This window comes from Bacillus sp. ISL-78 (assembly GCF_018613455.1).
GTDB classification, from domain to species: domain Bacteria; phylum Bacillota; class Bacilli; order Bacillales; family DSM-1321; genus Peribacillus; species Peribacillus frigoritolerans.
Map to the genome: position 1 here is coordinate 1 of NZ_JAGGQC010000032.1, position 5,594 is coordinate 5,594.

General features: G+C 31.9%; 9 protein-coding genes. All 9 read right to left on the reverse strand.

The annotated features are described in order from the left end of the window. Window positions 1-541: 541 nt before the first annotated feature. Entirely contained in the window at window positions 542-898 is a 357-nt protein-coding gene (locus J7I96_RS24500) for a hypothetical protein (protein WP_214775003.1), read from the reverse strand. A 74-nt stretch (window positions 899-972) separates the two neighbouring features. Then, window positions 973-1,467, reverse strand: coding sequence for a helix-turn-helix transcriptional regulator (locus J7I96_RS24505; RefSeq protein ID WP_214775001.1), 495 nt, complete (start codon window positions 1,465-1,467; stop codon window positions 973-975). A gap of 226 nt (window positions 1,468-1,693) precedes the next feature. Then, window positions 1,694-2,434, reverse strand: coding sequence for a class I SAM-dependent methyltransferase (locus J7I96_RS24510; RefSeq protein ID WP_214775005.1), 741 nt, complete (start codon window positions 2,432-2,434; stop codon window positions 1,694-1,696). 268 nt (window positions 2,435-2,702) lie between these two features. Beyond that, window positions 2,703-3,272: a nucleotidyltransferase domain-containing protein gene (locus J7I96_RS24515; protein ID WP_214774999.1), complete on the reverse strand. Its 570-nt coding sequence runs from the start codon at window positions 3,270-3,272 to the stop codon at window positions 2,703-2,705. A gap of 272 nt (window positions 3,273-3,544) precedes the next feature. Continuing rightward, window positions 3,545-3,790, reverse strand: coding sequence for a hypothetical protein (locus tag J7I96_RS24520; RefSeq protein ID WP_214774997.1), 246 nt, complete (start codon window positions 3,788-3,790; stop codon window positions 3,545-3,547). Window positions 3,791-3,954: 164 nt separating this feature from the next. Further along, window positions 3,955-4,404 (reverse strand): hypothetical protein, encoded by a 450-nt coding sequence (locus J7I96_RS24525; RefSeq protein ID WP_214774995.1) that lies wholly within the window; start codon window positions 4,402-4,404, stop codon window positions 3,955-3,957. Between the two features lie 115 nt (window positions 4,405-4,519). Then, complete coding sequence (locus tag J7I96_RS24530) at window positions 4,520-4,717, reverse strand: hypothetical protein (protein ID WP_214774993.1); 198 nt, start codon at window positions 4,715-4,717, stop codon at window positions 4,520-4,522. A gap of 137 nt (window positions 4,718-4,854) precedes the next feature. Further along, window positions 4,855-5,010: a hypothetical protein gene (locus tag J7I96_RS24535; protein WP_214774991.1), complete on the reverse strand. Its 156-nt coding sequence runs from the start codon at window positions 5,008-5,010 to the stop codon at window positions 4,855-4,857. Window positions 5,011-5,167: 157 nt separating this feature from the next. Beyond that, entirely contained in the window at window positions 5,168-5,497 is a 330-nt protein-coding gene (locus J7I96_RS24540) for a hypothetical protein (protein ID WP_214774989.1), read from the reverse strand. Window positions 5,498-5,594 lie beyond the last annotated feature (97 nt).

Here is a 5,594-nt window from a genome sequence, read left to right on the forward strand (position 1 = left end):
GCTTTCAAGAGAAATTCAACGCCTTTCCCCAATTGAATATCGAGAAAAGGCCGCAGCTTAAAAAATACTCTTTTTTTATTGTCTACTTGACAGGGTTATGTGCAACTTTTATAGTTCCTCTTCCTTTTTTTATGCCTTTGTTTCTTCAGCAAATTACATTAATTAAAACACACTTCCTAATTATAAGGTCGTAATTTTATTTCCGTAATCCCCCAACACACAAGGTGTTAAAGGTACATTCGTAAAACGTATCAATGACGGTAAATTGAGAACGCGTGTCGATGCTGATGATGCAGGTGTTACAGCATCTACTATTAGTGGTTGGTTCACTACTGTATAACGAAGTAATATCTATGGGGTAACTTTGGGTAGCTCTCTTTTTATTTGTCTTAATCAACTAACGCACCCGTTAGTTTAAGTGTATTAAATCACAAACTTAGCTGTTTAATAAGAAGGCTATGTTAATGAATATTGTTGATATTTATTAAAGAAATGAGTAATTCAAAGAAGTTACTCTTCTCAATCAAATTAATATTTAACTTTATTTTTTGTTTCTATTAGCTAACTTCATAGCGAAGAACTGAGGGATCAAATTCAAAAAACTAACCAAGATTAATAATTGATATGGAGTTAGTGGCTTAAAATAGCCACCCCATCGTTCGTTCCCTGTCATCTCGCTGATGAAATAAAATGATATTATTACAGACAATATATTACCAATAATAAGAAACATTGAATTACTAACGAGTTTGCCGAAGAAAGCAAGAAGTGAAGTTACTACAATCATAATTAAATAGCCAAGCATTGAACGGTTAGCAAAATCTTGGTGCATTGAAAAATAAACAAAAGGAAAACAGTATAAACAGACTATTAGAATACCAATTACTATTTTTCTCATATTGTCACCTCTCTTTCAGATATATAGGTTACGTGGAAAACTTGGACAGCCTAAGACTATTATAGGTAGAGGTCTTATTCTTCATATATCCCTATACCTTTATCTATCTCGATAGTCTCCACCTCCTGTAATTCATTTAAACGACTTAAACTCTCTTCTTTATCAAAAGAACTATGCCAACGATAATCATATTGATCCAATATACGGTAATGGTTACTAATCAAATTTTGTTGCAAACGAAAATCCCCTCTATACTCGACTTCTTTCCACCATATCTTACCACCCATTGTTTTTTCTTTAGGCGTACCACCATTTTTGCTAGCAATTAACTGAACAAAATCAACTGGATTGTCACCAATTGATGTTATCAACAATTGGCTATGATTAAACAAAGCACAAAATGCAACAACGGTGGTCCAATTGGCTTCTGTTCTTCTTTTTTCAATTTGAACTAGTGTTTTTTTTGAAATCCCTAGAATTTCAGACATTTTATCTTGAGAAAAACTTTGTTCTGTTCGGACAAGTTTCATTTTTTCTGAAATTAAATTGATGAATTCTTCTTTTTCCATATATACCAAATACTCCTTTTTAGTGTAATTTTACACTAAAAGTATTGTTTTTCAACAAGAAAATCCCTTTTTTTGAATAAAAAGCAACTTTAAAACACAAAGAAAAAAGCAAGAGATAACCTTGCTCTAAATAAGTTTGAAATGGGAATATTCATAATAAAAGCTTGTTGAACTAAACTGCCCCTTTAGTTCCGTAAGAAAAAGGTTGCCGCAGCAACCTCCCATATTACCAAACTTTCTTTGCCCTAATGATCATAAAAGAAGGTTTTCTCATCTCATTAATAATTTTTGGTAAACTATTCAATGCTTTTTTATCGGGAATAGGCTCAATTACTTGCTCAATCTGAAAGCCATTCAGGATTAGTTCATTTATTAGAGTTGAGAAAGTACGGTGATATTTAACAATACCGTCTATATACCAATGTTGTCGCCTTTCACCTTCGTCCTGATAATGATCAACTGCATAATGTGATCTGTTGTTTTCTTTATCAACTATCCAATTATCCATATTTCTTCTAGCTGTTACAATCGGATGCTCAATGGAGAAAAGAAAAACCCCCATTTTTTTTAAACAACAGTTAATTTTTTTTATAACAACATCATAATCCCGTATATAATGTAAAGCTAGTGAACTAACTACAACATCAAATTCATGTTGTTTTATCTGAAGATCTTCTAAAGCAATATTTACATAGTTAATACGTTCATGGGAATTTCTTTGCTGAGCAACTTGAATCATTTTCTTTGAAATGTCAATCCCCACGACCTCCCGAGCCTGTTCCTTTACACAATACTTTGCGAAGTCCCCCATACCACAGCCTACATCCAATACAATTTTATTCTTTAATTCAGGTAGCATATCTCTTAGGGTAGGTTGTTCTAGTAAATCATTGTAATTCGACTCAGACTCACGTAGATTTCGGTAACTCTGGAAGAATTCTGGATGATCATAAATGTTTTGTTTCATGTTCAAAATCGCCTCTTTCTTAAGTGAATTTTTCATTGTTACTATCATAATTTTTCCATATTTATTAAAAAAGAAATAGACTTATATTTATATTTTTGGTAAGATTTAGATTGAGTCATGCCTAGAATAAATATAATAGTTTCCATAGTAAAAAGGAGAATCCTTACCCAAAGGATTCTCCTTTTTGAATCTGTTAAATAATGCTTTATGAACAAAATTAAACACTTTATTCTTTCTTCACTAACTACACCGTTATTTCATTAAGACGTTATGTTAAGAATTGAAGCCATTTATGTTCTGGTTCGTGCAATTGTATAGCATACTGTAGCCATTCTTTCTTCTCATCATCTAAATTATCTAATATCGCCATAAAGTCTTGATGGTCTTTTTCTCTTGTGTTTTTCACTTTATATAAAAGTACAATTTCTGGATTTAGATAAGGAATGCCTGTATCAGAATAACTCCAAACTGACTTAAGTGGATAGGAAATCGTTAAATCCCTTCTGAATTTCCAATCATAATCCTTTGTTTCATTTAGAAGAACTTCTAATTTATCTCCATTTGACTTATTCAATGCGTGTATTTCGTGAATAGGTAACTCTAAAAACTCATTTTCCCAAGTATAGAACCTACCTTTAATAACCTTTTTAAAATCCCATTCTTTAAGATATTCCTTCAGGTTTAATTGATCTTTCCGAAATAGTGCAATCTCTATATCTTGATGATGTCTTGTTTCTCTACCGATAAAAAGGTCAATTGCCCAACCGCCTGCAAAGAACCACGTTTTATTAAATCCTGACATTAAAGAAGTAATTCTCTGACATTGTTCAAAAGACATATAAAATCCCCCAGACAAAAAAACTTATATCCTTCCATATTCTTTTTCAATTTTGAATAACCTCTATACTGAAACCTTAATGAACTAAACTGCCCCTTTAGTTCCATAAGAAAAAAGAGCTGCCTTAAAGACAGCTCCGATCTTCAGCTAACGCACCCGTTAGTTCTATAAGAAAAAGCGTCCCTACTTTCTTGTTGTAGACAAAAGAACCGTCCACTTTTGGGACGGTTCTAAAATGTAATTAGAAATGTAACTTATGTTTCCTAAATCAATTATATAAATTTATTTGTTTTTGATATTTGAATTGATAAAGCAGATCTTTTCTTTTCTGTTTCTTTTATGGCTTGAGAACCAAGAAGAAAAAAACAATTGCTGCAGCAATCCTCTATGCCTGTACAAGTAGCAATCACATCTTTCTTTTCATCCGTCCTTACAAAAGAAGTTTCGTGATTCACATAGCGTTGGGTATAGGGACAGTAAACTATCCATCGTTTTACTGTGTATTGTTCTTCGCCCATACTTTCCGTTCCTTCCCGTTCAAATTTCCCTTTAACTTAGTAACAAGTGAGTATTTCCACTCTATACCCAGTTATTTATGTACGTTAAACGGTTTATAGAGCTATTCTGCCCCGATAGTTGCATAAGAAAAGGAGCTGCTGATCAGCTCTTGGTAAAGCACCCATTAATTTAATAAAATAAACTTACGAACTAATTTGTAATAAACATAATAAATTGAATAAGCAAATAAATAACTAACACCAGTCCAAATGATATTCCATTCATTCCTGTATACTATTTTCTCTAGACATACTAGTATGTACTCTCCAAAAGTTGTTACTAAAGTGAAAACTAAAAATGTAATAAGAATAGGCATTTTTTTATAGTGAATAACACAAATAAATAAACAACCAAGTATAGGATAAAGACCTAAATCATACGGAATTCCAGTTAAAGATGATTCTTGAAACACTATATCCATCTTCCAAAAGTAGTTAAAACCAATTTCATTTACTAAAATACTTGTTGCTACACCAATTGGATAAAAAATTATAAATAGCTTTGTCTGATTTTTAACCAAATAAGCACCTAAAAGCCAAGGGAAAATAAACCCAACGATAATGTGAAAAAGCATATTTAACCTTCCTTTCTTTAGAATCACATTATATATCTATTCTGCCCCGATAGTTCCATAACAAAAAGAGCTGCCAAAGCAACCCTCTTATTGAAGTAAGGCACCTGTTAGGATATTATTGCCTGTCATCGAGCTCTTCCATATCACTCATTATTTTTTTGTTCTTACTAAAATGAATAGCTATATATAAAAGTAAACCAACCCCCCCACCAATTAGTACCTTAAAACCTGAACCAACAGCTGCCCATTCCAAGGCGTAGAAAATTATCACACCGAGAAGAACATATGAAAAAACTGTGTTAATCAATGTCATTCAGCCTTCTTCCTTAATTGACGTACTATATAAATTCTATTTCAAATGCATTATTCCTTGTTGAACTAACCTGCCCCTTTAGTTCATTAAGCCAAAAAGGCCACCAATTGGCGGCCATCCAAATGAACTAAAAACAGTTAAAAGGCTTTAAAAATTGAATTTAAAACAATGAAAAGAAAAATGATAATAGCAACTACAATTGCTTCGAGTGTGAATTTTTTATTCTTTCTCTTTTGCTGCAATTTCTCCCTATATTCCATTTGAATCTTTCTCTTTTTATCATCTAATTTCATAGCAGGTAGACCCCTTAATGAAAATAATTTATGTTTATTTTACCATAAAAAACCACATTCGTTCTTCAACTAACCTGCCCCGATAGTTGCATAAAGAAAAAGCTACCTTAAAGACAGCTCTGATCCTCAGCTAAAGCACCCGTTAGCTTAAGTAAATTTATTCACAAAATTCTTTCATTTTTCTATTTAAATCATCATAATCTTCTTTTTTAAAAGATACAGTTACTCTAGCCAGTCTTTCCGAATTTGGATAGAGGTACATTTGTTGATTGAATCTTATCCCTAAAGGTCCAATTATTCGGTAAATCAGATTTAGAATATTAAAACAATCTAAGTCTACTCCATCTTTTAAATGGTTCTTTATACTAATAACCATTAAGTTATCGATAACTTCAAATTTAGGTTTCTGGGGGGGAATATTGTTAATTTTACAAATTCTCTTTACTACTTGTTTAAAATTATCTGAATTCCCAATATTTTTCGCCAAAAAAACACCCCTTATTTTTTAACTTTTTCACTTATATTCTATCTTAATGCAAATATAACCTTATGCAACTAACCTGCCCCGTTAGCCATCCATGAAG

Coding starts and splice junctions, on each gene's coding strand:
- J7I96_RS24535 (WP_214774991.1), bottom strand. CDS start 5,010: ATGAAATTAGATGATAAAAAGAGAAAGATTCAAATGGAATATAGGGAG.
- J7I96_RS24530 (WP_214774993.1), bottom strand. CDS start 4,717: ATGACATTGATTAACACAGTTTTTTCATATGTTCTTCTCGGTGTGATA.
- J7I96_RS24515 (WP_214774999.1), bottom strand. CDS start 3,272: ATGTCTTTTGAACAATGTCAGAGAATTACTTCTTTAATGTCAGGATTT.
- J7I96_RS24510 (WP_214775005.1), bottom strand. CDS start 2,434: ATGAAACAAAACATTTATGATCATCCAGAATTCTTCCAGAGTTACCGA.
- J7I96_RS24520 (WP_214774997.1), bottom strand. CDS start 3,790: ATGGGCGAAGAACAATACACAGTAAAACGATGGATAGTTTACTGTCCC.
- J7I96_RS24505 (WP_214775001.1), bottom strand. CDS start 1,467: ATGGAAAAAGAAGAATTCATCAATTTAATTTCAGAAAAAATGAAACTT.
- J7I96_RS24500 (WP_214775003.1), bottom strand. CDS start 898: ATGAGAAAAATAGTAATTGGTATTCTAATAGTCTGTTTATACTGTTTT.
- J7I96_RS24525 (WP_214774995.1), bottom strand. CDS start 4,404: ATGCTTTTTCACATTATCGTTGGGTTTATTTTCCCTTGGCTTTTAGGT.